The sequence below is a fragment of the Steroidobacter agaridevorans genome, from assembly GCF_009932555.1.
GTDB classification, from domain to species: Bacteria; Pseudomonadota; Gammaproteobacteria; order Steroidobacterales; family Steroidobacteraceae; genus Steroidobacter; species Steroidobacter agaridevorans.
The window spans coordinates 687281-710401 of the sequence record NZ_BLJO01000004.1 but is presented as its reverse complement, the minus strand read 5'-3'; the positions used below and the strand labels follow the sequence as shown (position 1 = coordinate 710401).

Sequence of the window (23121 nt, the reverse complement as noted above, 5' to 3'; positions counted from 1 at the left end):
CCCGCGCGGATCACGCGGTTCAAGCCGGGCTCGTCGAGGCCGATGTCTTTCAGGAAGTCGGCGCGATCGGCTTCTTCGAGCTGTGCGATCTCGGCTTCGATAGCGGCGCACACCGCGACCACTTCCGAATTCTCGCGAGCCGCGAGCTCACGCACCGAGTCGAGATGCGGATTGTCGGTGAAGCCGTTCTCCGCGACGTTCGCGACATACATCAGCGGCTTGATGGTGATGAGATGCAGCTCCTGCAGCAGCTTCTTCTCTTCCGGATCCTTGATCAGCGAGCGCGCCGGCTGGCCCGAATCCAGATGGTCCTTCAGCTTCTTCATCAGGTCGCGTTGTTTGATCGCGTCCTTGTCGCCGGCTTTCGCCGCCTTCTCGGCGCGCTGCAGGCCGCGCTCGACGGTGTCGAGGTCGGCGAGCGCCAGCTCGGTGTTGATGACTTCGACGTCGTCCAGCGGCTTGATCTTGCCGGCGACGTGCACGATGTCGTCGTTCTCGAAACAACGCACGACGTGCGCGATCGCATCCGTCTCGCGAATGTGCGAAAGGAATTTGTTGCCGAGGCCTTCGCCCTTCGACGCGCCGGCCACCAGGCCTGCGATGTCGACGAACTCGACCGTGGCGGGCAATCGCTTTTCGGACTTGGCGATGCCGGCGAGCACGTCGAGCCGCGGATCGGGCACGGGCACGATGCCGACGTTGGGATCGATCGTGCAGAACGGATAGTTCTCCGCCGCGATCTGCGCGCGAGTCAGCGCGTTGAACAGAGTCGATTTACCAACGTTGGGAAGTCCAACGATGCCGCACTTGATGCCCATAATTTAAATCACTTCTTGCTGTGCAGCCCGTTCATGGCGCGCTCCGGCCCCTGCTCGAGGAAGGTCGGCAACGCCTGCAGCGCCTGATCGATGGAGGCGAGGATCTTTTCTTCCTCGTCCTTCGGCGCACGGCGCAACACGTAGTCGATGACCTGCGATTTGTCGCCGGGATGTCCGACGCCGATGCGCAGACGCCAATAGTCGGGGCCCATGTGAGTGGTCGTGTCGCGCAGGCCGTTGTGGCCGCCGGCGCCGCCGCCGAGCTTGAAACGCACGTCGCCGACCGGCAGGTCCAGTTCATCGTGCACGACCAGGATCTCGGCCGGCTCGACTTTGATGTAATCGGCGAGCGCGCGGATCGCGAGGCCGCTGCGATTCATGTAGGTGCTGGGTTTGAGCAGGGTGATGTCCTGCCCGCAGTACTGCACACGGCAGATGTCGCCGTGAAATTTCGCGTGACTGCGAAACGTGCCGCCCAGCTTGGCCGCCAGCGCGTCCACGAACCAGAAGCCCGCGTTGTGGCGCGTGAGCAGATGCTCCGGCCCGGGATTGCCGAGGCCGACGATGATTTTGAGGTGGGTGCCCGACATAGCAGTACGACCGAAAATAACGCAACGATGGCAAGCAGCCCAGCATATATAACTGGGCGCCCGCCATCGTTCACGCACCCAGCCCGGGGCTGGGTGCGCGAGTGCGTTACTTCTTCGGAGCAGCCTTGGCCGCCGGAGCAGCCGCCGCCTTCTTGTCGCCACCGGCAGCCGGAGCCGCAGCAGCGCCAGCCGCAGGAGCCGCACCAGCAGCCGGAGCCGCAGCAGCGGCAGCCGCCGGAGTCTCGGCCTCTTCGGCACGCGGATGGTGGATCGAGACGACCGCCTCGTCGCGACCGTGCGAGAGCGCCACCAGCTCGACACCCGCCGGCAGCGGCAGGTCGGACAGACGGCGGATGTCGTTGATCTGCATTTCCGACAGATCGATCTCCAGGAATTCCGGCAGATCCTTCGGCAAGCACAGCACTTCGACTTCGTTCAACAGGTGCGACACCACGCCGCCCTGCGTCTTCACGCCAGGCGAACCGGCCGCGCCCTTGAAGTGCAGCGGAATGGTCATGCGGATCTTCTCGTTCTCCAGCACGCGCTGCAGATCCATGTGCAGGATCATGTTCTTGGCCGGATGACGCTGCACATCCTTGAGGATGGCCGCCTGCGGCGTGCCATCGATCTTCAGCTGCAGAATGGTGGAGAAGAACTTCTCGTTCACCAGCAGGGTGAGCAGGTTCTGGTGATCCAGAATGATCTGCTTGGGTTCCTGATGGCCACCGTACAGGATCGCCGGAACCTTCCCGGAACGACGCAGGCGGCGGCTCGCACCCTTCCCCTGCTCGTTCGGCCGGGAGTCGGCGACGAGGTCGAATGAATATTTCATGGTTACTCCAGTTGAGAACGAAGCAACGGCGTATCGCGACCAATAACGCCGCCACTGTGGATGTTTCTTTTGCCCGGCTTGCGCCTCGCAAAGAAACCGAAAACTAATCGATGTAGAGCGAGCTCACGCTCTCTTCATCGCGGATGCGGCGCATTGTTTCCGCCAACAATCCCGCGACACTCAGCTGACGGATCTTCTTGCAGTTCTTCGCCTCCGGCCGCAGCGGAATGGTGTCCGTCACCACCAGCTCGTCCAGTTGCGACTGCGAGATGCGATCGATCGCCGGGCCCGACAACACCGGGTGCGTGATGTAAGCGAGCACCTTCTTGGCGCCGTTCGCCTTCAACGCTTCGGCCGCGTGGCACAGCGTGCCGGCCGTGTCGACCAGGTCGTCGATCAGCACGCACGTCTTGCCCTTGACCTCGCCGATGATGTTCATCACTTCGGACTCGTTCGGGCGCGGGCGGCGCTTGTCGATGATGGCCAGCTCGGCATCGTCCAGCCGCTTCGCCAACGCTCTCGCGCGCACCACGCCGCCGACGTCCGGCGACACCACCATCAGGTTGTCGTACTTCTGCTTCCATGCATCGCCGAGCAACACCGGCGAGGCATACACGTTGTCCACCGGGATATCGAAGAATCCCTGGATCTGGTCGGCATGCAGATCGACCGTCAGCACCCGGTTCACGCCGGCGCTGGCGATCATGTTCGCCACCAGCTTCGCCGTGATCGGCACGCGCATGGCGCGCGGGCGGCGATCCTGGCGGGCGTAACCGAAATAAGGAATCACGGCCGTGATCCGCGCCGCCGAAGCACGTCGGCAGGCGTCGGTCATCACCAGCAATTCCATCAAGTGATCGTTGGCCGGCGAACAGGTCGGCTGCACGATGAACACGTCGCGGCCGCGCACGTTTTCCAGCAGCTCGACCGTGCACTCACTGTCGCTGAAGCGACTGACAGCAGCGCGGCCCAGCGGCACCATCAGGTGACGCGCAATATCCTGGGCGAGCTGCGGATTGGCGTTGCCCGTAAACACCGCCATCGTGGCACGATCCATTCAACACTCCGACTTCAAATGCGTCTTGGCTGGGGCGGAAGGATGCGACGCTCCGAATGGCGGGATAAACCCGACAAGAGGACTTGCGGAATCAGTAACTTACTGATTCCACCCGCTTTTTTGACCCCCCTCCACTCCCATCGATTCCCCGTGGCTGGCACCCAGGCTGGGCACCGGCGATACCGGTGAACCAGTCAAAGCACACGGTCGAAAGCGGGGGCGCAATATACACGAATCCCAGCGATTTCATGCGCCTCGCTCCAAGGATTTGTAGCGTCGCCTCGCCAGGAACCCTCATTTGGCGCTCACCTCGTTAAAGATTTATTTTTTCTAAACCTTTAGCAACGAGCTCCCTATTCAAGGTTACTCGATGCGCGAGTCCGACCTGCATCCGTCATTGCGAGACTCCGCCGTGCCGGTTCCGGGGCATTCCGGATGCTAGGCAAGGACGCGCAAGCACGCGACTGTGTGGCGCGTCGCGCATCTCCTGCTCGGTCAGCCCGTCGTTACCGTGACCGCGTTGGTCGAACGCCTGGAGGTCACATTTCCATCGGCCAACGCGGCCGTCGCCGCCCTCGTCGAGCTGGACATTTTGCGCCCCCAAGGACAGCAGCGACGCAACCGCGCCTTTCATGCACACGAGGTCATGAACCTTCTTTACACCGGGATCGACGCCGTGTTGGATGACGTGGCCACGCTGCGCAACTACCGTGCAGGGAGCTGGACGTAGGCCGAAAGCCAGTACGTTGACGACCGGTAGTTCGCACATTGGAAAGCGCAGACGGCATGCGCTTTGTGCGTCAGCTGACGTCAGATACACGCTAGGAGTGGACAAGTTCACGGTGCGAACACGTCAACTCTCACCGTGCTGTCGGACGGGTTCGGCAATCTCGTCACCGCATTCCCAGGAATCTTGCAATGAACGAGCACACATTGACGGATAGGAAGATGATCGATGAACTCGAGAAGAGCCGAGAGCAATTGCTATCGGCGAGTTCTTCTGAAGGGCTCCTGCGTGTCTTGCGACGAAAACTGCAATCGATCACCCCCAACGTCTATGTCCTTCGCTGGATACCCGAGCAGGGTGAGGACCTATACGACGTGCTGGTTGATGGAGCTACCGTCGCTCACATCGAGATACCTCGCCGCAATCCCGACCAGGAGACGGTGTTCGAGACATGGCCGGTGGAGGAGTATCGGCGAACTCGAAAGATCCTCACGACGCCGGAACGCCGAAAGTTGCAGCTAGCACTTCACTTGGCCCGATCGCTCAATGCAAGACACAATCGACAGTAGCGATCGCCCTATCTGATCGCCCGACACGCTGCTTGCTGGTGTTGCGCTTCGCTTTAGCTGCGCGCCGCTTCGCTTCTCACGCCGCGAGCATCTTGGACACCCACCGCTAGCCTAAAAGGAGGCCCGTTCGCTCACTAAGGGCAAGATGGTAGTTGTCGGATCGATAACTCTTCATCGCGCAGGTCCCTTCCCTCCCCGTGCCTTCCGCCCCGGAGTTAGCTTGCGCTCGATCTTCTCCAGCGCCTGCAACTGCTCCTCGCGGTGTTTCCATTTCTTCGCGGCTTCTGCCTCACGGCGTTGCCGCTCGATCGCCGCGAGCGCGAGTGCCCGGGCCTCTGGATCGCATTCGCCACGCAACTTGAGGTCGGCGAAAGCGAGCCCGACCGCGGCTTCGTCGCGGTGCTCGTCGTCGATCGCCGCGAAGCTCTCATAGCCCCAGTCGTCCGCGAGGCGTTCGAGGAATTGCATCGGTTGAGCCTGCTTGCGCCGCTTGATCCAGTCACGGTAGCTCTCGAGCAGATCGGCGCCCGTGTCGTTGCCGTTCGGCGAGAAATCGTCAGTGGGGTCCCAAAAGAAAGGATCGTCGAGAAGATCGCGCGCAGCCGGGTGAAACTCTTCCCAATCTATGTCGAGCCTTTCCCAGGGCGACAACGCAGCGCGCTTGCTGTCCGCCTGCGCCTTTAGCCTGGCCATGAGACTTTTCAGTGCCGTCTGGCTGCGAGGCATACGTTTCTTGGCCGCCTCACAGTGAGAAAGCAAGGCTGCGACATCGAAGGCGTCGGTGGGCTTCAATCGCTTCGACAACAGCGAGAGCGCGCTGGTCACCTCATCGATGGCGCGCACGAACATCGGCAGCGACGGCCGAGGCTTCCGCGCCCACACATCTTTGCTGAGGAGTCCCGACGCAACGTCGATCTCCACCTTGCCCTTGGCCCGCCGATAAACAGTTTTGGGTAACGTCGCGCGTAGCTGGCGATGTTCCTTGAGATCACCTCCCAAGGTTGCGCGCGGCGCGCTTGTGTGCCGCAAGAACAGAGTCACCTCGATCTGCTTGACGGCAGGACCGAAGTCCGGCGCGCCCTGCACGAGGAAATCGCCGACCGCGGACAGCGTCAAATTGTAGCCGCCGCCGTCATAGGTCCGGAACATCACGCATAGATCCATTGCTTCTTTCTCCGTTCTGCGACGGATCATTCATGTTCGCTCAGTGCCGAGCTACGACGTACTCCGCAGTATCCAAACTCAACGCTGCCCGCGCGCTACGGGCTAGCCCTTAGCTGAATGCTGCGCGACGCTCCTGATAGAGTCCCGCCCCGAGCGCTCCAACAAGCAAGGACGGGAGCGCCGGGCAAACGACTCGACCAGCAAAAAAAGATCATGACCCCGCAAGCGGGGCTCTCTGGGAGCGATGAAATGCGAAAGAAACTAGCGACAGGAATCGCGCTGGCACTCGCGTGCCTGCCAGCAATGGCAGATTCTGAAATGGGATTCTACAGCGGAGTGGGCATAGGCCAGGTCACGCTGAAAGACACCATCGAGGGCTTTGGCATCAAGGCCACTGGCACTGGATTCAAGATCTTCGGCGGCTATCGATTCAATGAATACGGCTCAGTCGAGGTTGGCTACCTCGCGGGAAAACCTGACGACACGATCTCCGGCGTGAAGATCGAGTCGGATGCAAGTGCAATCCAGGGTTCGGCACTATTGCATATACCGATCAGCGCCCGGTTCGAAGGCTTTGCCCGCGCCGGCTTCCTTGCATGGGACACGGAGAATTCCATGAGAGTCGGCCAACTCAGCGTCGTTGAGGAAAACGATGGCACCGATTGGGTGCTCGGAATCGGCGCTGCCTTCCGCATTACGCCGAGCTTCGGCGTGCGTGCCGAGTACGAAGGCGCCGAATTGGATGGCACCGACGCGCGTTCGCTCTCCATCAGCGGAACAGTTCACTTCTAATCGATGGAAGGCGCCCCATCGGCCCACCGCGATGGGGCGCTGCCAGTTGATGTCGGCGTTGCCTGACACGCGCGAATCTCTTACTCTGCGCGGGCCGTGACGGACACCTCTGGAGAATGGAATGCACCGTGGTATTCGAAACATTTTGCTCATCGCGCTCTTGCAGCTAGCGACACCGGCGCAGGCGGCATGGGTCACCTACAATGGAAAGGTTGAGCAGATCCTGACGTATCCGGGTGGGACCTACTTCTACGTCATCCTCGACGCCCAGCCCGCCTCGCCCGGAAATTCGACCTGCAACCCGGCTCTTTTTGCCGTGGATGGCCCGGGCGCCAACAAAACTCTTTCTATAGTCGAGCTCGCCGCCGCGACAGAACGCTCCCTCGCCATCACCATCGATGACGCAGCAACGTGTGTGGGTGGGTATCTTCCGGTCGTCCGGGTAACTTTCATCAATTGATGATTCTCACGTCCGAGGGAACTGGTTCGGGTGACTTCCATGAAGAAGATTTCGTCCGGTTCGACGGTGTTCTACAAGAAGGTATTTCCGTTGATCTGGTTCGGCCTCCTTGCCTTCTTCGTGGCGACGGCCGTAACGGGAGGCGCGATTGAGAATGGCCAGTGGATGTTCCTTGTCATGCCAGCCTTCATGGCGGTGTTCGGTTTCTTCCTGATGAAGAAGCTGGTTTGGGATCTCGTGGATGAAGTCCACGACTGCGGGGACTCCCTGCTGGTCAGGAAGGGCAGTGAACAGGAAAGAATTGCCCTCAGCAACATCATGAATGTCAGCGCGTCCACCAACATGAATCCACCGAGAATCACGTTACGACTGGTGCGTCCGGGACGCTTCGGCGCCGACGTTTCGTTCTCTCCGCCTTCGAGGGTCTCCTTCAATCCCTTCGCGAAGAATCCAGTGGCAGAGGACCTTATGGTTCGCGTCGATAAGGCCAGGGTCGGGCGTGCTGTCTAGGCCGATGCAGATTTGGGTCGATGCAGACGCCTGCCCAGGCGCAATCAAGGAAATTTTGTTTCGCGCCGCCGAGCGCGAGCGCGTGCAGATCAATCTGGTCGCGAACCGGGCATTGCGGATCCCACCATCGCCGTATATTCGCTCGTTACAAGTGCCGCCTGGACTGGACGTTGCAGACAAACGCATCGTCGAGCTGCTCGCTGCAGCGGACCTGGTCATCACCGCCGATATTCCGTTGGCAGCGGCTGCAATCGATAAAGGCGGCCATGCCCTGAACCCGCGCGGCGAGTTGTACACGAAGGACAACATCCGGGAGCGGCTGTCGCTGCGGAACTTCATGGACGAGCTGCGTGGCAGCGGCGTCACGACGGGCGGGCCCAGCGCGCTGAGTCAGCGAGACCGACAGGCATTTGCAAACAGCCTCGATGCTTTCTTGGCAAAGCACGCGCGTCGGTAAATGCACGCCAAACACACCGGCGATGAGCGTGGTGAAACTCGTACAGGCAAGATATCGGAGCGACGCGGCGCAAAGCGTATTAGACTGCTCGACGGCGGGCACATCGCGCCTGCCGCTCATCTCTCCCAACCTGAAGAGCCCCTTGAATAAGACACCCAATTACAAGCAGCAGAAGAAGCGTCGCGAAGACATGCAGAAGAAGAAAAACGAAGAAAAGCAGCGGCAGCAGGCCGCCCGCAAGGCCTCCGACCTTCCGCCGCCGAAACCCTGACCGTGCAGCTCGGGCAGCTTGCGCCTGAGAGCGCCCCATCCGACCAGCAAGTCATTGCAGCCACCCGGGCATGGCTCGAACGAGCCGTGATCGGCCAGCAACTCTGCCCGTTCGCCGCGGGCCCGTATCGAACCGGCCGCGTGCGTTTCTGTATCAATGCACAGCCGTCCCCGGCCGGGTTGCTCGAGGAACTGTGTCGCGAGCTGCAAATGCTGCGCGATGCAGATCCGCTCCAGTGCGAGACCACGCTCCTCATTCACCCCCAGGTCTTGACTGAATTCCTCGACTACAACGATTTTCTCGACGAATGCGATGCGGCCGTTGCGGAGCTCGGGCTAGAAGGCGAATTGCAGGTGGCCAGCTTTCATCCGAAGTATCGGTTCGCTGGCACCCACGAACACGACATCACGAACTTCACCAATCGCTCGCCTTACCCGATGCTGCATCTGTTGCGCGAGGCCAGCATCTCGCGCGCGGTGGAAAGCTTTCCGGGTATCGATGAGATCGCCCCCAGAAATATGGAGACCCTGCGCCGGCTGGGTCACGAAGGCTGGCGGCGGCTGTGGATCGAGTGACCACTCCTCGCTAGACGCTGCGAAACGCTCGCCGTTCATTTCTCTTCAGTCTTCTGGACGCGCGTATCATTCAAGCGCAGCACGCGCCCATCCCTCGACCGAAGCTCAAGGCGAGCGACAGGCTTGCTCTTTGCGGTATCGACCAACAAGGAGTGACGCTCACCTTGCCGATATAAATGACCTTCGCCCCATTGGCGAAGCGCGACGATGACGAGAAAAAGTCCGCGCCCTCGCTCCGTCAGCACGTAATCCCGATAAGCGCTGCCGTCCGACGCCGGCTCCGTCGTGAGCACGCCGCGCTCGATGAGATCGCGGAGCCGGGTTGCCAACATGCCCTTGGCGATGCCGAGTCCCGACTGGAAGTCGCTGAAGCGTCGCACACCGTCGAGAGCGTCGCGCACGATCAGCAACGACCACCAGTCGCCAATGACATTCAGTGCCCGGGCGACGGGACAATCCGCATCCGCCACACTGCTTCGCTTCGCTACCACCTCGCAGCCCTCCGACACATCGCCGAACATCTGGTCCTAAAATAGAACTAGATTTCGTCACCCGCAAGTGGTCTCAATATAGGACCAGATTTGAGATCGAGGCTGCGGAGAGCATGACGGAAGTCCTGGGTGAGGAAGTTGAGGCAATCGGCGCCGGCGTGCGTCAGCACGCCCAGTCCTATGGACTGACACAAACCCTGCTGCTCGTGCTTGCCGGCGCCTGCGGCATGAGTGTCGCCAATATCTACTATGCTCAGCCGCTGCTCGATTCGATGGCCGCGGCCTTCGCGATCGGCCCGGCCTCGATCGGACTTGTCGGCCTGCTGACGCACGCAGGCTATGCGCTCGGCCTTCTTTTCATCGTGCCGCTCGGCGATCTGCTCGATCGCCGCAAGCTCGCCGTCGCTCAAACCTTGCTATTGGCGCTGGCACTCGTCGTTGTCGGCACGGCGCATGATGCCGGCGTGCTGTTCGGTGCGCTGATCGTCGTTGGAGTGCTGGCCGTGGTGGTGCAGGTTCTCGTCGCCTTTACCGCCACGCTCGCCACACCCTCCGAACGCGGACGCGCGGTGGGTCTCGTCACCAGCGGTGTCGTCATCGGCATTCTCTCGGCCCGATTCGTAGCGGGAGTGATTGCCGATCTGGGTGGCTGGAGGTCTGTTTATCTCACCTCCGCGGTGCTGATGTTTCTCATAAGCGCATTGCTCGCCAGGCTCCTGCCGCGCAATGCCACCACTCCGACGTTCGATAGCTACGGAACGATACTGCGCTCCATACCCTCGCTGTTCCTGCGTGATCCGCTACTGAGGATTCGCGGCGTCCTGGCGCTCCTGATCTTCGCAAGCTTCAGCACGCTGTGGACCGCATTGGTCTTGCCGCTGGGCGCGGCGCCTCTATTTCTGTCGCATACCCAGATCGGTCTATTCGGCCTGGCAGGCTTGGCCGGCGCTCTCGCCGCTGGCGGCGCGGGGCGCCTTGCCGACCGCGGGCTGGGACAATGGACGACCGGAATAGCGCTGGTCCTTCTGACCAGTTCCTGGCTGCCGATCGCATTCCTGCATTCCTCGCTGATTGCTCTAATCATCGGCGTCATCCTGCTGGACCTGTCCGTGCAAGCGGTCCACGTAACCAATCAGAGCCTGATCTTTGCTGCGCATCCTGAAGCCCGAAGCCGCCTGGTCGGTGGGTACATGGTGTTTTATTCCATCGGCAGCGGCATCGGCGCGATCTCAGCAACGACGATCTATGCTTTTCATGGTTGGCCCGGCGTCGCCATGCTCGGCGCGAGCTTCAGTGCGGCGGGCCTGGTGTTCTGGTGGCTCACCCGCACCTCACTTGGTAAACGTGACCCATGCGGTCTCGCTCGCGCCGCCCGCGGCGCCCCCGATCGTGAAGCGATATCTCACAGTCGCGCCACTCGACACATTCGCTAGCGTGTAGACATTGTTTGAGCCCGACACGGTCATGCGAAGGTTCTGCTGAGCGCCGCCATTGATCGTGTAGTGAACATCCGCCCACGGCGCATTGTTGACGTAGAACTGCACGTTGCTGCCGGAAATGGTGTGGCCATAAGCACCGCCGCCCACCGTGAACGTGGTCCACGCGGTCTCGGTCGCGCCACCAGCGGCGAGCCCGATGGTGAACCGATAGGACACCGTGGCGCCGGCCGGTAAGTTCGTCAGCTGATAGCTGTTGTTCCCGCCCGATTGCGTCATGCGCAGGTTCTGTTGCGCGCCACCGTTGATCGTGTAGTGAACATCAGCCCACGGAGCATTGTTGACGTAGAACTGCACGCTGCTGCCGGCGATGGTATGTCCATATCCATTACCCCCTCCGCCATCGGTCGTGACCGTCACGCTGTTGCTCGACGCGGACTCATTGCCAGCCGCGTCGAACGCACGAACGCTGTAGGTGTAGCTGGTGCCAGCGCTCAAGCCAGTATTGGTGAAAGACGTGCTCGATGAGGTAGCGACAGCAGCGCCGCCGCGATAGATCCGATAACCCGTCACGCCCACGTTGTCAGTCGAGGTGCCCCAGGACAGCGTGACGCTGCTGGAAGTCTTGCTCGGTGCAGTGAGCCCGCCGGGCGCCGTTGGCGCCTGGGTGTCGCCAACAGGGCCAGTGCCATTGCCGCTGCTGAACGCGTTTGCTGGAACATTGACCACTGCACCGTCCGAGAAGGATACGGTGATCGGAGCGCCGGTCATGTTGTATGCGACGTAGGTGCGCTTGCCCTGCTTATTGAACACGGCATATAGCGGATGATCCGAGGTCACCGCGCGATCGGTGGTTCCGAGCGCGTTGAGATTGTGGATCCAGTGATACGTGTTGGCTCGCGAGTTGCCTCGCTCGATCAGCAACGAACCGATTCCCGCATTCATCTGGCTGATGGCGTCCGCGGGATTCTGGATGGCGCGATACATCCAGATGATGTCGCCCCACTCGTTCCAGTTGGCACCACCGTTTTCGGCCACCAGCGCCTCGTAGTTCTGTCGCGTGTAATCGGGGAACTGCGTGAGATACAGCGAACCGGCCTGGATCGGCAGCCAATTGATGCCGTGAACTTCCTCGGGATTGCCGGTCCACCACACGCCATCGCCCACCGTCTTGCCGCCCCACACCATGCTCGCCGTGGAGCGCGTGAAGTTCGGATGATGGTTCTGGCCGGTGACGTCGAACCAGTACTCGTTGATGGCGTTCATCTCCGTCGTGTAGAGATAGATGCCAAGATCGCGCAACGCCGTATCCCCGACCGCCTCGGCGAACAGGATCAGGCCCGACCACGCATTCATCGCCTCTGACGAAGACTCGTTGTTGTTGCCGTCACCGAAATTGGCGTGTCCCGATGCCCACGTATGCCCGGCATAGATATCGAAGTTGCGCAGGAACGGGAACAGCGCGTCGCTGCGATTGGAGCTGGCGAAGTCACGAATCAGCAACTTCACCATCGCGCCCCATTCGGCATTGCTCGCCCACGTCTTGTCGACGCGGGCGATCTCGGCGGCCGCTTTGATGAAATAGCCGTAGTGGAAATGGTGGTCGTTGAGCTCCAGCACACTGCCGTAGCTGTCGGGATAGCCGAACAGCGTTCCCCAATTGTTGTTGTAATAGAAGACCTGATTGGATTTGAGCGCGCCCTGGGCATCGCTCGCCTTGAGCCAGCTCTGCAGCCCTGCGCGAATCTCGTTACGGAATTTCGAGGCCGCCGTTGCGTCGCCCACCTGATCCGCAATCGGCGCGAGAGTGGCAAGCTTGCCGAGGCGCTTGCCGAACCAGTAGGTGTCCGGCGAGCCGTCATACACCTCCGCCTCCGCTTCGTTCACGTAGTTGGCCAGCGTGGTGCGATTGTAGGTGCCGAGATCCGGCAACGACGGCAACACACCTGTGAACTTCATCCGTGTGGTGAAGGAAGTTCCTTCCGCCAGCTTCATGACGCCCCGCACGGATCCATAGGTCTGCGTGAGCAGCGCCTTGGTGCTGTTCTTCCATTGGTGCGGGTACAGCGCGAACAGCGTGCCTGTCTGCGACCCCTGCTTGGCAACGGTGGTGTAGTTGTAAGTGGTCACGACTTCGGCGGCCGGCCTGTCGTAGGACCAGTTCGCCTGCGTGCCGGTGACGAAGGAATAAGCGTACTGCTGGAACTTCGCCAGCGTCGCGGCCGAGTTGTCGGGGAGCACGGCGACGGAGAAATAATTCTGGCCAGCGAGACTGTTGACCAGCGCCGTCGTGCCGATGCCCGACCATGTCGAGCCCGCAGGACCGAACAACGCGTAATGCCGGCCATTGATCGTCACCCCGAGCACCGGCGTGTTGGCGTTACCGGACCAGATCGCCGGCGCCGAGGGGAACGTCACGCGAGGCGTGCCGCCTGCGTACTCGGCATAGACATACGGCGAACCGTGGCCATACGTAACTTTCAGCGAGCTCGCGCCGTTCGCGGAGACGTTCGTGACGAACCAGTCGCTGAAGCCGTCGACGCGAGTGTCGACAAAACTCGTCGTGGCGCTGTGACCGATGGTCAGATCGTCATTGCCATTGCCATCCGTCGAGGCCGGCATCCAGCCACACACGCAAGCTGAATTGCCCGTGATGGTCGGGCCTGGATAAAACAAGCGCAGTCCGTTCGCCTGGTTTTGTACCGCGAGCGGATGCGGATACTGCCGCTCCGAGTAGCGCAGCCACGCGGTGGAGCTCCACCAATCGTTTGTTTGTATCTTGCCGGTGACGTTGGATGTCTTGTAGATCGTCGGCTGGATATCGGCCGCACCGGGCGGCAACACGGTGGAATAGCTGCCGCGACCAGCGACGACCTCCCCGTTGAAAGCCGCGGCATCCATGGCAGCCACGCCCGCGATACCCGACATCAATGCAATCAGCGCCCTGCAGATACGCGTGGCGTACATATCCCCTCCTACGCCGGAAGCACTGGGGCTTCCGATCCATGAGTTTGTAGCGTTTTTCAGCCTTGAAAGCGCTTACATTTCTACTTCGAGTGACGCCGACGTGTCAAGCGGCACAAACTGAACGACGCGCGGGGATGTCGCAAAGTTTACCTGCGAGGTAATGGATCGCGCACTCGAATACACGGAAACTTGGCGCCAAGGTTAGTGATCTGCTACTTGGACGGAGTCCCCATGGCGCCAGTGACTTATGTGATCGTGTTCGATGTCGTTCCGGAGCTGCGTCCGGAGTTTCTCGAGCTGCTCGAGGCCGTGCTCGATGCGATGAGAGGAGAATCCGCATTTCGCGAAGCGATCCTGCATCGGGACCCGAACGACGAAAACCGCTTCATGCTGTATGAGACCTGGCAGAGCCATCAGGACGTCATCGACGTTCAACTCAAACGTCCCTATCGTCAGCGATGGCACGACGCGCTACCCCGGCTGCTGCGTCAGGATCGCGCAATCACGGTTTGGCAGCCGCTACGCGCGGATCGCGCTGTGTCTGCGAATTGATGGGCAGCGGATCGTAGATATCGCTTCCATGCGCCATTGGATTCGGCGCGTGCGTCCTTGCAGTCAGCGGCGTGGCTCGATTCCCAAGGCGCGCTCGATGGCAGCCGGATCATAGATCCTGCCGCTCTTGATCCTGCGTATGTCCTGCATGTCTCGCGTGGGCTTTCCGTCTATGAGCAGCATGTCCGCGTACTTGCCAGGCGCAATGCCGGCGCGCGCATACAACTCAAGCTCATGATGCAGTTGGTAACCCGCCAGCGCGTCCGTGCCAGGAAGGACGATCACACCAGCGTCGTGGAGGGCTTTCAGCAGCGATACTCAACCTCATTGGCCAGCCCTCTTATGCATGACCCGCCAGATTTGACGCTGGCAACGATGCGGCACTATCTTGGCCGCCGGATGGAGTCGATGCGGTCTTATTTGTATAACAAGCCGCCGGTTCCGACTCGCTTTATGACAAAAGAGCTCGATCCTCTTGCCTGGGTTGCGGATAGAGTCCTTCAACACCAGAACCATCGTGGTTCCGGAGGAGCGTTTCGACGAAGTACGCGAAGCGTTGGCGGAATCAGCGCCCACTAACGAGCCTGCCGCAACGACTCCACCGATGCGGTTTCGGGACAAAGTGCGAGTCGTGCTCGAGGCTGTGCTCTTCGGCTGGTTTGTTCCCGGCGGGCGGCGCTCGAAGTGAGAGCGACCGTTTCGGTAGGGCGTGCCCAACAAGCGCGTGGAGTTCAGCGGCGTTGGGCCTCATCACGATCCCATGCACCGCTATCCGTCGCCCAGAGCTTTCGTCAACTCGAATTTCTCAGGAGGGTTCAATGCTTAGAAGGTTCGCTCTGCTTTTCCCGCTTCTGCTCGCTGGGTGTGCGGTCTATGAAGCGCCAAAGCTGCCGACCGATCAACTTGCCACGCTTTCCTTCGAGCAAAAGCCGAGCGGTTTGTTCGCTACCGGCTCTGTAGCGCTAGCGAAGATCGATGGAAAGGCCCCTTCTGGCTCCACATGGATCCTGCGACACCGCTCACCCATCTCGGTCGCGCCAGGCAAACACACGATCGAGCTTAGCTATGTCGTGGGGATCGCGAACGGGATTATGAGCCTATGGTTCGTGGCTGAGCCGGGTACCGCATACGTAGTCCGTGGAGACTCTGCGGGGTACACGTTCAGGCTGTGGATTGCGGAAGAGAGAACGGGCCGGCCGGTGGGAGGAATTGTTGGCAGCTCCGACGAGCCTGTTTGAAGTGGTCGAGTTAGATGCAGAAGGGATCAAAAACTAATTGTGCAGCGAAGTGTCGCATTCCGATGGAATCGGCAGCATCCCCAAATTGCCCCCAGCGCTTTCCAATCAGGCTAAGCGTGCGTCACGCCAGCACGCCGAATGTACTTGTACCGCTCGCCACGAATGACATGCAGCGTCGGCGTCTGTGGAAAGTTTCGCCCCCAGGAGTAAAGCATCGCGCGCGCACGTTAGTGTTTCAGGGCAACTATGGGCAGGCGCTGCGCGCGATCGCGGCAAGGGCGGTCCTCATGCCCAGCAAAACCGATCTGTATTTCCCCCCGGAGGATAACGCACTCGACGTGGCACAGATGCAGAATGCGAAGCTCGATCCCATTCCTTCGGTTTGGGGCCATTTCGCAGGCAGGCTCGGCCTGAATCGCGACGATGTCCATTTCATCGACTCGCGATTGCAGGAACTGCTGGCCTCGTAACGGTTTCGAGCTCGGTTCCTCAGCAGCATTCATCCAAAGGGTGGCGGCGGATGTGCTGGAACTGTTGATTGCTCAGCATCGAAGATGCACGAAGTATCGTCGCTCTTACCTGATGACATGCGAATGGTCGCGGCGGGCTGGAGTCAATCACTGGATTATGTCTTGCGAATGGCGCATCCGACGGACTTGACGCCAGAATCCATTAGCTTCCGGTAAGCATCGCACGTGGAACCTTCGTTGCGCTTCGTCCGTGTCTCGACTGAAGGGGAAAAATCACATCCAGTTATCTGCCTGATTCCTCGGAGGCAAAGGACGGGAGACGCGTGCTCAAGTTGCACCTTCAATAGGTGGCGTCGACAACTAGCCCGTGTTTCCTGCACTGCCAATCCGGCCTGATCAGTACCTTCTATGGAGGGGCCTTTGTGGGAACCTGGACAATCGCCTTCTTGCTCCTTGCCATCAGCGCTGCACTACTCGCCTTCACCACCCTGACCGGAGCGACGTTTGAGATCGCCAAGATCCTGGCATTCATCTTCGGAGTGCTGGCGATCGTTACATTGCTCGCAGCCAGCCGCCCCAGACCTGACGAGTAATACGCCGCGCGCAACTTCTGTCACCGGTATTGCCGTCATGACTGGTCGGGCGCACATCTCCTGCTTTAGGTCTGTAGCCTGTCGGCAGCAGCAATGCCAAATCTTGAACTCCAGAATGGGTTTTCCATTTTCATCGGCAAGCAACAGAGTCCCTTCGCCTTGATCGCGAGCGTAAGTGCGGTGGCTGCGATTCAAACGGCCCCGCGCATCAGGGCCACCCGAGCTTCCAAGGGTTTCTGAAGGATCAAAGACAACCCAAACGCTTCGCCAGTCGGACGACGCAGCCACAACGAAGCGAGCATAGATCTCCTAGAGTAATCGAGCACCGCACGATGCCGAGGGAATTTTGTTTCAGGCGTTCGAACATGCAAAGTCGCAGTCTTTCCTACTGATCCTCGTGTTTGCGGGGACACTCGTGGCTGGAACCGATGAGGAGCCGCGAGTCGCTCTGTACCTAAGACTCGCTCCAACGTTCTCGACCGACGAGCAACATACTTCGTTGGCGGCACTTTTCGCTCAGACTCTCACCGTGCGAGATCGAGTCGAACTTGCATAAGTCACGAGTCCATCGATTACGCGCCACAAACGATACAAACATCGCGCCGCATTAACGCAGCGCGCCTCGATATCCGCGTACAACAACACTCGACACAGAGACAACAGCACCGCAACATCGCCCCTCGTTGATCTATCAATATATCGCTAGGCGCACAGCACATCGCCCAACAAGCGGAACACCAAAACTCGAAGCGCGTTGTACACCTCGCTTTCGCATCCGCATGGGCGCGCAGGGAATGGCACTCTGAGTATGCCTGATTCTCAATGCATCGAGCGTCAGCCTGCTCGTCGGCACTGGCTCTCGTTGTGTCGAGAAAATGGCGTTCGAGGCGGCGCGGCGCCACCGGAGACTCATGGATGCACGATGTCCAGTCGAGCTCACCGGACTCATTTGTTTCGTCGTCGCTCACAGCTGTAGGAGACATTCATGCGTAATCTGAAGCCTGAAGAACTGACCCACGTCTATGGTGGCGGGCTGCCGGTACTCAGCTGCCTGGACGGCATCGGGTCGAAAGGGTCGAAAGGCTCGAAACACGGAAGCAAGAGTGGCCACGGCAGTAAGTGCGGCAGCAAGGGATCGAAGGGAAGCAAGGGAAGCAAAGGCAGCAAGTGCACCTAGGTGCACTCTCGCGTGCCCCGCGCCAGGAGGCGTCGGGGCACGCTTCGCAAGTGGGGGATGTGCCATGCACACGCAAGTCTTGGGAACGCAGGCATCTGCGATTGATCCTGGGCAACGAGGCCTCACTCTGCGCAGTGTTCCCGCCCCAGAGCGGCACGAGGAGCTATGGCTGCTCGGCCAGCCGCCGCTGTGGAAATATCTCGACTTTGCCGAGCATTCAACCACGACTGGCGCTCAGCTCGATCGCTCGGAACTGGCCGAAGAATGGCGCATCGCGAACGATTACTACCAGGAGCTCGAACGCACGCAGGCCGGCATCGCAAACTCCGGCGCGCATCGCGAGCTGGAGGCGGAATTCGCGCCACAGGCGGCACAGGTGAGAGCTCACCCTCACTACCGACGAGCCTTCGACACTCTCCCGACGAGCATCATGCAGGTCGAGCTCGATAAGCTGATTGTTACGCAGACGCACGTGACGCGCACATTCGTGGAGCGGCTCGTGGCGCGGATCGGATCAGCACCGGAACTGCAGACGTTGTTTCGCCTATGCTTGCCGCTCGAAACGCCTACGCCTTCGGTTCAGATCTGCTCACTTGGATCGCACCGTTACGTGTTTCGTTGCGAGTCGACGGACTTGCGGTTCCATGAGACGACGGTGCTGCGTCCGCAGCAACTCGTCGGTTATCACAGTTTCGGCACGGTGGCTGCTGTGCTCGGCATAGTCGTCGGCTTCGGCTGCGATTTTTTCAATGGCGTGCGCGTCGGCAATCGGATCGTGCTCCACAACGGTTACCACCGGGCAGTGGCGTTACGGACGCTCGGCCTCACGCACGCGCCCTGTATCGTGCAAACGGCGACGCGCGTCGATGAGATTCAGGCGGCCGTCAAGGGCCGTGCCGCCGAAAATCCGGAGTTCTACTTCGAGTCCGCACGGCCACCGCTGCTGCAAGATTTCTTCGACGCGAGGCTGCGCAAGATCTTGCCTCTGCGCGCGCAGACTCAACTCGTAGAGGTGAAGATGGAGATCAAGCATCTCGTCGAGAACCCGATTGTTGCGAAGTAGGTGTGTCGCGCCATGCCGTCGCTGAAGCAGGCAAACGCAGTCGATCTCAGCGCCAAGAGCGCAGTCGTCGCGGAGCGCACGCAATCGTTTCCCAATGCGGAGTCCGCGCATCCGCAGCTGTTCCGAACCGAAGCGCTCACGTACCGCCAGACTCAGTGGCTGGGCACGGTGTTGCTCACGCCGCGCCGCTCGCATCGCATTTTCACGATCGTGGCTGTTTTCGCGATCGTTGCGATCGCGAGCCTACTGATCTTCGGTGAGTTCACCCGCAAGGCGCGTGTCGAGGGCTGGCTCATGCCGCAGCAGGGACTCGTGCGCGTGTTTGCTCCGCAGCCAGGCGTCGTGAGCGGGCTCTATGTGCATGAAGGCACGCAAGTACGCAAAGGCGAGCGTCTGCTCAGGCTTTCGGGAGAGCTGGAGAGCGTCAGGCTCGGGGCGACCGAGGCGGAGATCATTCGGAGATTGTCCGGTCTACGCGATGCGCTCAAAGAAGAGCGGCGCCAGCAGCAACGGCTGCTCGTGCAGCGTCAGCGCTCCTATTCCGATCGAGTTGCCATGCTGCGGTCGGAGAGCATGGAGATCGATCGTCAGATCGAGACTATGCGAGAACGCGTGCGGCTCGCCGAGCGCAACGTCATGCTGAATCGCAAGCTGCGCGCGGACGGTTACATCTCGGAACCGCAGTTTCAGATCGTTCAAGGCGAGCATCTGGAGCGGCAATCTCAACTCGGGGCACTGCGCCGTCAGCGCATCGAGTTACGGCGCGAGCAGGTGATGCTCGAAGGCGAGCTGAAAGACTTGCCGGTGAAGGTGGGCGCGGACATTGCCAGCATCGAGCGCAATATCGTGGCCGCGGAGCAAGAGCTCGCGCAAGCCGAAGCTCGCCGAGAGATCTTTATCACTGCGCCTCAGGACGGAACAGTATCGGCCGTGCTCGTTGATCAAGGAGGGTACGCCAACGTGTCGGGCCCGTTGCTGTCGATCGTGCCGACGGGCGCAGCCCTGGAAGCGCATCTGTATGGTCCGAGTCGCGCTGTCGGCTTCGTGCATCCCGGACAGAAAGTGCTGTTGCGCTACCAAGCTTATCCGTATCAGAAGTTTGGCCATCATGAGGGCGTCGCGGTCAGCGTTTCCAGATCGGCGGTCAGCCCGAGTGAGCTGCCGCCGCAGCTCGCCGGAATCCTCGGCGCTACGCCCGGAGTGCTTGGCACGACTCCCGTGTACCGCATCACCGTGAGGCTCAAGAGTCAGACCGTGAAGGCATACGGGCAGGCCGTGCCGCTGCAGCCGGGAATGCAGCTGGAGGCCGATATCGCGCTGGATCGACGCCGCCTTTACGAGTGGATGCTGGATCCTCTTTATACGGTCACGGGCAGGCAGCAACGATGAATCTGCTCGACAAGCTCAATCTCAGTTTTAATACGCGGCTGCCGATGTATCTGCAAACGGAGGCGGCGGAGTGCGGGCTCGCGTGTCTCGCGATGATCGCTGGGTACTACGGCTCGGAGTCCGATCTCGGCGACCTGCGTCGGCGGCTCGCGATCTCTCTGAAAGGCGTGAATCTCCAGGACCTGATGAGCATGGCCGATCGAGTCGGCTTTGCTTCGCGGCCCGTGCGGCTCGAGCTCGACGAGCTCGTGCGGCTCAAGACGCCGTGCATCCTGCACTGGGATCTCAATCACTTCGTCGTGCTCGATGAGGTCAGCGGCGATCGCGTCATCGTGCACGACCCCGCCGTCGGCGTGAGGCGCTTGCCGTTGCCCCAGGTCTCCCGACACTTCAGCGGCATTGCGCTCGAGCTCACGCCGGTTGGCGGCTTCGAGGCGGTGAGAGCCGGGCCAAGATTGAGCATGCGCTCGCTGCTCGGACGGATGGTCGGTCTGAAGCGAACGCTTGTGCAGCTGTTCTTGCTCGCGCTTGCGGTCGAGCTGTTCTCGATCGTGAGTCCGCTGTTTCTGCAGTGGGTCGTCGATCACGCGCTGATCACGGCCGATCGCGATCTGCTGCTGACATTGGCGCTCGGTTTCACGCTCTTATTGCTGTTCAGGGTCGCGGTCCTGGCGATGCGCGGCTGGATGCTGATCACAATCGGCGCGACGATGAAGGTGCAGGGGCGCTCGAACCTGTTCTCGCATTTGCTCGGCCTGCCTGCCGGCTACTTCGAGGCGCGCCATCTTGCCGACGTAATGTCGCGCTTCGGCTCGCAGGAAACGATTCTCCAGGCGATCACGACCGACATCATCGAGGCCGTGCTCGATGGGCTGTTCGTCATCGTGACTGTGTGCATCATGTTCGTGTTTGCGCCAGGCGTGACCGTGCTGGTGCTGATCGGCGCAGCGCTGTATGGGTTGTTGCGCTGGTCTCTGTACGTTCCGCTGCGTCAGGCGTCGCTCGAAGCGATCGTATGGTCGGCTCGCCGGGACAGTCACTTTCTCGAGACGCTACGCGGCATCAAGACAATCAAACTGTTCAACGCGCAGGAGGGGCGCCGTACCCACTGGCTCAACCTGCTCGTCGAATCGGTGAACCGTCAGCTCACGACGCAGAATCTTCGCCTCCTGTTTCGCATAGCCAACACTTTGCTCGTCGGGATCCTCGCCATTCTCGTCGTCTGGCTCGGCGCGCGACGCGTGCTGGCGGGTGGGATGTCGGTCGGCATGCTGCTGGCGTTCATCACCTACAAGGACCAGTTCCTGGGCCGCATCAGCAACCTAATCGACAAGCTCGTCGACCTGTCGATGCTGAGGTTGCATGCGGATCGATTGGCCGACATAGCACTCACTGCGCCCGAGCCGCGCCATTACGCCCCGCCGATCGAGGAGCAGCACCCGCCGGTATCCATCGAACTGCGTGACGTTCGCTTCCGCTATGCCGACAACGAGCCTTGGGTGCTGAACAGCGTGAGTTTTCGTGTGGAAGCGGGCGAGACAGTGGCGATCGTAGGCCCCTCCGGCTGCGGCAAGACGACGCTGCTGAAGATCCTCGCCAGTCTACTCCCGCCTACCCAAGGCGACTTTCTGGTGAACGACATTCCTCTATCGCAACTCGGGATCGCGCGGTGGCGATCGATGATCGGGGTGGTCATGCAGGATGACCAACTGTTCTCCGGCTCGCTCGCCGACAACATTTGCTTCTTCGCCGAGCGTCCCGATTTCGCGCGCATCGAGGAATGTGCGCGCCTTGCATGCGTGCACGAGACGATCGTCTCCATGCCGATGGGATACAGCACATTGATCGGGGACATGGGCACGGTGCTGTCCGGCGGACAAAAGCAGCGCGTGCTCATCGCACGCGCGCTGTACCGGCAACCGAGCCTGTTGCTGCTGGATGAGGCGACCAGTCACCTCGATGCCGAGAACGAGGGCGCCGTGAGCGCAGCCATTCGCTACACGCAAGTGACGCGCATCATCGTCGCCCATAGAGCGGAGACCATTCGATCCACCGACCGCGTCATCCATCTCGTTCCCGGCCGAGAGCGAACGCTGTTGCTCGTAAAGACCCCAGATGCTCATTTGCCGCGCATCGCGGCTGAACGCAGCAGTGGATACTGATCATGGACGCCGGAATGTCGCAGCCGAGTTTAGAGATGAATCGTTGGAGAGCTTGGGATGCCTTCCTGGAAGCCAGCGCCGCGGGATTCATGCAGTCGTCGTGGTACGCGGACTTTCGTGCGAGCGTCGGCTACAAATGTTTCGGCGTCGTCCTCAAGGACGAGGAGACGGTCGTCGGCGGGGCCATGGTGATCAAATGGTCCTACTCGCCGTCCGAATGTTTCTACTACATCTGCGACGGCCCGGTGCTCGCCAACGATGAGTCGACTGCGCTCGCGACGTTTCGCGCAATCCTCGACAGCATCGAGACGCACAGGCGCGCAGAGACGCAGACGGTCAGTCATTTACGTATCGAGCCCCGCTGGAGTGCGCTACCAAGCTTCGTGCAAGGCTTCCAGCCGCTCGGCGGACCTGATCCGTATACGGAGCCGAGAGCAACGCTATGGATCGATCTACGTCTATCGCAACAGGCACTCCTCGCGCAAATGAAACCCAAAGGTCGATACAACATTCGCGTCGCGCGACGCCACGGAGTAACGATCGTCGAAGACACGTCTGAGAGGGGACTGGCGGATTTCGTGAGGATTTACAAACGAACGGCTCAACGTCAGCAAATGGACCCGAAGCCGCCGGGTTACTTTCGCGCGCTGCTGGCGCTGCTAGGGGCGCGACAGCAGGTGTCCCTCTTCTTCGCCGAGCACGAGGGCAAGCGGCTCGCGGCTGCGCTGGTCGTCTACTTTGGCCGCAGGGCAACCTATTTC

24 protein-coding genes and 1 pseudogene are annotated in these 23121 nt (G+C 60.7%); 17 read left to right on the top strand and 8 right to left on the bottom strand.

The features are described from left to right. The 4 genes and pseudogenes from ychF to GYH35_RS17855 form a co-directional block, all read right to left on the bottom strand. A pseudogene (gene ychF / locus GYH35_RS17870) lies at positions 1-818 on the bottom strand (redox-regulated ATPase YchF); the annotation flags it as partial. A gap of 8 nt (positions 819-826) precedes the next feature. Next, the gene (gene pth, locus GYH35_RS17865; RefSeq protein WP_161811259.1) at positions 827-1408 is read right to left on the bottom strand and encodes an aminoacyl-tRNA hydrolase; all 582 of its coding nucleotides are present in this window, start codon (positions 1406-1408) and stop codon (positions 827-829) included. Positions 1409-1514: 106 nt separating this feature from the next. Then, a complete protein-coding gene (locus GYH35_RS17860; RefSeq protein WP_161829112.1) occupies positions 1515-2240 on the bottom strand; it encodes a 50S ribosomal protein L25/general stress protein Ctc in 726 nt (241 codons plus the stop codon). Positions 2241-2343: 103 nt separating this feature from the next. Further along, a complete protein-coding gene (locus tag GYH35_RS17855) occupies positions 2344-3282 on the bottom strand; it encodes a ribose-phosphate diphosphokinase (protein ID WP_161811420.1) in 939 nt (312 codons plus the stop codon). Between the two features lie 526 nt (positions 3283-3808). Here GYH35_RS17855 and GYH35_RS17850 point away from each other — a divergent pair. After that, the gene (locus GYH35_RS17850) at positions 3809-4027 is read left to right on the top strand and encodes a hypothetical protein (RefSeq protein WP_161829111.1); all 219 of its coding nucleotides are present in this window, start codon (positions 3809-3811) and stop codon (positions 4025-4027) included. Between the two features lie 218 nt (positions 4028-4245). Further along, complete coding sequence (locus tag GYH35_RS17845) at positions 4246-4593, top strand: hypothetical protein (protein WP_161829110.1); 348 nt, start codon at positions 4246-4248, stop codon at positions 4591-4593. A 171-nt stretch (positions 4594-4764) separates the two neighbouring features. Here the strand turns inward: GYH35_RS17845 and GYH35_RS17840 are convergent, their stop codons facing one another. Beyond that, entirely contained in the window at positions 4765-5679 is a 915-nt protein-coding gene (locus tag GYH35_RS17840) for a hypothetical protein (protein ID WP_161829109.1), read from the bottom strand. A 291-nt stretch (positions 5680-5970) separates the two neighbouring features. Here GYH35_RS17840 and GYH35_RS17835 point away from each other — a divergent pair, with 291 nt between their 5' ends. The 6 genes from GYH35_RS17835 (at position 5971) to GYH35_RS17810 (ending at position 8822) form a co-directional block, all read left to right on the top strand. Next, positions 5971-6549 carry a porin family protein gene (locus GYH35_RS17835; protein ID WP_161811255.1) on the top strand — a complete coding sequence of 193 codons (579 nt, stop codon included), beginning with the start codon at positions 5971-5973 and terminating at the stop codon, positions 6547-6549. A 121-nt stretch (positions 6550-6670) separates the two neighbouring features. Then, a complete protein-coding gene (locus GYH35_RS17830; protein WP_161811254.1) occupies positions 6671-7009 on the top strand; it encodes a hypothetical protein in 339 nt (112 codons plus the stop codon). Positions 7010-7048: 39 nt separating this feature from the next. After that, positions 7049-7519: a hypothetical protein gene (locus GYH35_RS17825; RefSeq protein ID WP_161829108.1), complete on the top strand. Its 471-nt coding sequence runs from the start codon at positions 7049-7051 to the stop codon at positions 7517-7519. A 4-nt stretch (positions 7520-7523) separates the two neighbouring features. Next, on the top strand, positions 7524-7976 hold the full coding sequence (locus GYH35_RS17820) for a YaiI/YqxD family protein (protein WP_161829107.1): 453 nt from the start codon (positions 7524-7526) through the stop codon (positions 7974-7976). A 22-nt stretch (positions 7977-7998) separates the two neighbouring features. Next, positions 7999-8247: a hypothetical protein gene (locus GYH35_RS17815; RefSeq protein ID WP_161829106.1), complete on the top strand. Its 249-nt coding sequence runs from the start codon at positions 7999-8001 to the stop codon at positions 8245-8247. 2 nt (positions 8248-8249) lie between these two features. After that, positions 8250-8822, top strand: coding sequence for a DUF1415 domain-containing protein (locus tag GYH35_RS17810; RefSeq protein ID WP_161829105.1), 573 nt, complete (start codon positions 8250-8252; stop codon positions 8820-8822). Positions 8823-8857: 35 nt separating this feature from the next. Here GYH35_RS17810 and GYH35_RS17805 read toward each other — a convergent pair whose 3' ends face one another. After that, a complete protein-coding gene (locus tag GYH35_RS17805; RefSeq protein WP_202624392.1) occupies positions 8858-9313 on the bottom strand; it encodes a winged helix-turn-helix transcriptional regulator in 456 nt (151 codons plus the stop codon). Between the two features lie 227 nt (positions 9314-9540). Here GYH35_RS17805 and GYH35_RS17800 point away from each other — a divergent pair, with 227 nt between their 5' ends. Continuing rightward, positions 9541-10746: an MFS transporter gene (locus GYH35_RS17800; RefSeq protein WP_407700220.1), complete on the top strand. Its 1206-nt coding sequence runs from the start codon at positions 9541-9543 to the stop codon at positions 10744-10746. On the opposite strand, the gene GYH35_RS17795 is transcribed toward GYH35_RS17800, so the two are convergent. Beyond that, entirely contained in the window at positions 10645-13716 is a 3072-nt protein-coding gene (locus tag GYH35_RS17795; RefSeq protein WP_202624391.1) for a glycosyl hydrolase, read from the bottom strand. The two genes, GYH35_RS17800 and GYH35_RS17795, sit on opposite strands and share 102 nt — an antisense overlap. Positions 13717-13947: 231 nt before the next feature. On the opposite strand from GYH35_RS17795, the gene GYH35_RS17790 reads away from it, so the two are divergent. Further along, positions 13948-14268, top strand: coding sequence for a putative quinol monooxygenase (locus GYH35_RS17790; protein ID WP_161829103.1), 321 nt, complete (start codon positions 13948-13950; stop codon positions 14266-14268). Positions 14269-14331: 63 nt separating this feature from the next. Here GYH35_RS17790 and GYH35_RS17785 read toward each other — a convergent pair whose 3' ends face one another. Next, positions 14332-14553: a hypothetical protein gene (locus tag GYH35_RS17785; protein ID WP_161829102.1), complete on the bottom strand. Its 222-nt coding sequence runs from the start codon at positions 14551-14553 to the stop codon at positions 14332-14334. 1240 nt (positions 14554-15793) lie between these two features. Here GYH35_RS17785 and GYH35_RS17780 point away from each other — a divergent pair. From GYH35_RS17780 to GYH35_RS17755, 7 genes are all read left to right on the top strand, one after another. After that, complete coding sequence (locus GYH35_RS17780) at positions 15794-15976, top strand: hypothetical protein (protein WP_161829101.1); 183 nt, start codon at positions 15794-15796, stop codon at positions 15974-15976. 422 nt (positions 15977-16398) lie between these two features. Continuing rightward, complete coding sequence (locus GYH35_RS17775) at positions 16399-16569, top strand: DUF1328 family protein (RefSeq protein WP_161811244.1); 171 nt, start codon at positions 16399-16401, stop codon at positions 16567-16569. A gap of 985 nt (positions 16570-17554) precedes the next feature. Further along, positions 17555-17746 carry a hypothetical protein gene (locus GYH35_RS34635; protein ID WP_202624390.1) on the top strand — a complete coding sequence of 64 codons (192 nt, stop codon included), beginning with the start codon at positions 17555-17557 and terminating at the stop codon, positions 17744-17746. Positions 17747-17810: 64 nt separating this feature from the next. Beyond that, positions 17811-18809 (top strand): hypothetical protein, encoded by a 999-nt coding sequence (locus GYH35_RS17770; RefSeq protein WP_161811243.1) that lies wholly within the window; start codon positions 17811-17813, stop codon positions 18807-18809. 12 nt (positions 18810-18821) lie between these two features. Next, on the top strand, positions 18822-20198 hold the full coding sequence (locus GYH35_RS17765; RefSeq protein ID WP_161829100.1) for an HlyD family secretion protein: 1377 nt from the start codon (positions 18822-18824) through the stop codon (positions 20196-20198). Then, positions 20195-22360, top strand: coding sequence for a peptidase domain-containing ABC transporter (locus GYH35_RS17760; protein ID WP_161829099.1), 2166 nt, complete (start codon positions 20195-20197; stop codon positions 22358-22360). Before GYH35_RS17765 ends, GYH35_RS17760 begins: the two co-directional genes overlap by 4 nt. A gap of 35 nt (positions 22361-22395) precedes the next feature. Further along, positions 22396-23121 (top strand): lipid II:glycine glycyltransferase FemX (locus GYH35_RS17755; RefSeq protein WP_202624389.1); only part of this gene is annotated, 726 nt, incomplete at its 3' end.

Coding starts and splice junctions, on each gene's coding strand:
- GYH35_RS17780 (WP_161829101.1), top strand. CDS start 15,794: ATGCCCAGCAAAACCGATCTGTATTTCCCCCCGGAGGATAACGCACTC.
- GYH35_RS17815 (WP_161829106.1), top strand. CDS start 7,999: ATGAGCGTGGTGAAACTCGTACAGGCAAGATATCGGAGCGACGCGGCG.
- GYH35_RS17760 (WP_161829099.1), top strand. CDS start 20,195: ATGAATCTGCTCGACAAGCTCAATCTCAGTTTTAATACGCGGCTGCCG.
- GYH35_RS17795 (WP_202624391.1), bottom strand. CDS start 13,716: ATGTACGCCACGCGTATCTGCAGGGCGCTGATTGCATTGATGTCGGGT.
- GYH35_RS17830 (WP_161811254.1), top strand. CDS start 6,671: ATGCACCGTGGTATTCGAAACATTTTGCTCATCGCGCTCTTGCAGCTA.
- GYH35_RS17860 (WP_161829112.1), bottom strand. CDS start 2,240: ATGAAATATTCATTCGACCTCGTCGCCGACTCCCGGCCGAACGAGCAG.
- GYH35_RS17800 (WP_407700220.1), top strand. CDS start 9,541: ATGAGTGTCGCCAATATCTACTATGCTCAGCCGCTGCTCGATTCGATG.
- GYH35_RS17770 (WP_161811243.1), top strand. CDS start 17,811: ATGCACACGCAAGTCTTGGGAACGCAGGCATCTGCGATTGATCCTGGG.
- GYH35_RS17845 (WP_161829110.1), top strand. CDS start 4,246: ATGATCGATGAACTCGAGAAGAGCCGAGAGCAATTGCTATCGGCGAGT.
- GYH35_RS17835 (WP_161811255.1), top strand. CDS start 5,971: ATGACCCCGCAAGCGGGGCTCTCTGGGAGCGATGAAATGCGAAAGAAA.
- GYH35_RS17825 (WP_161829108.1), top strand. CDS start 7,049: ATGAAGAAGATTTCGTCCGGTTCGACGGTGTTCTACAAGAAGGTATTT.
- pth (WP_161811259.1), bottom strand. CDS start 1,408: ATGTCGGGCACCCACCTCAAAATCATCGTCGGCCTCGGCAATCCCGGG.
- GYH35_RS17820 (WP_161829107.1), top strand. CDS start 7,524: ATGCAGATTTGGGTCGATGCAGACGCCTGCCCAGGCGCAATCAAGGAA.
- GYH35_RS17855 (WP_161811420.1), bottom strand. CDS start 3,282: ATGGCGGTGTTTACGGGCAACGCCAATCCGCAGCTCGCCCAGGATATT.
- GYH35_RS17765 (WP_161829100.1), top strand. CDS start 18,822: ATGCCGTCGCTGAAGCAGGCAAACGCAGTCGATCTCAGCGCCAAGAGC.
- GYH35_RS17790 (WP_161829103.1), top strand. CDS start 13,948: ATGGCGCCAGTGACTTATGTGATCGTGTTCGATGTCGTTCCGGAGCTG.
- GYH35_RS34635 (WP_202624390.1), top strand. CDS start 17,555: ATGCGTAATCTGAAGCCTGAAGAACTGACCCACGTCTATGGTGGCGGG.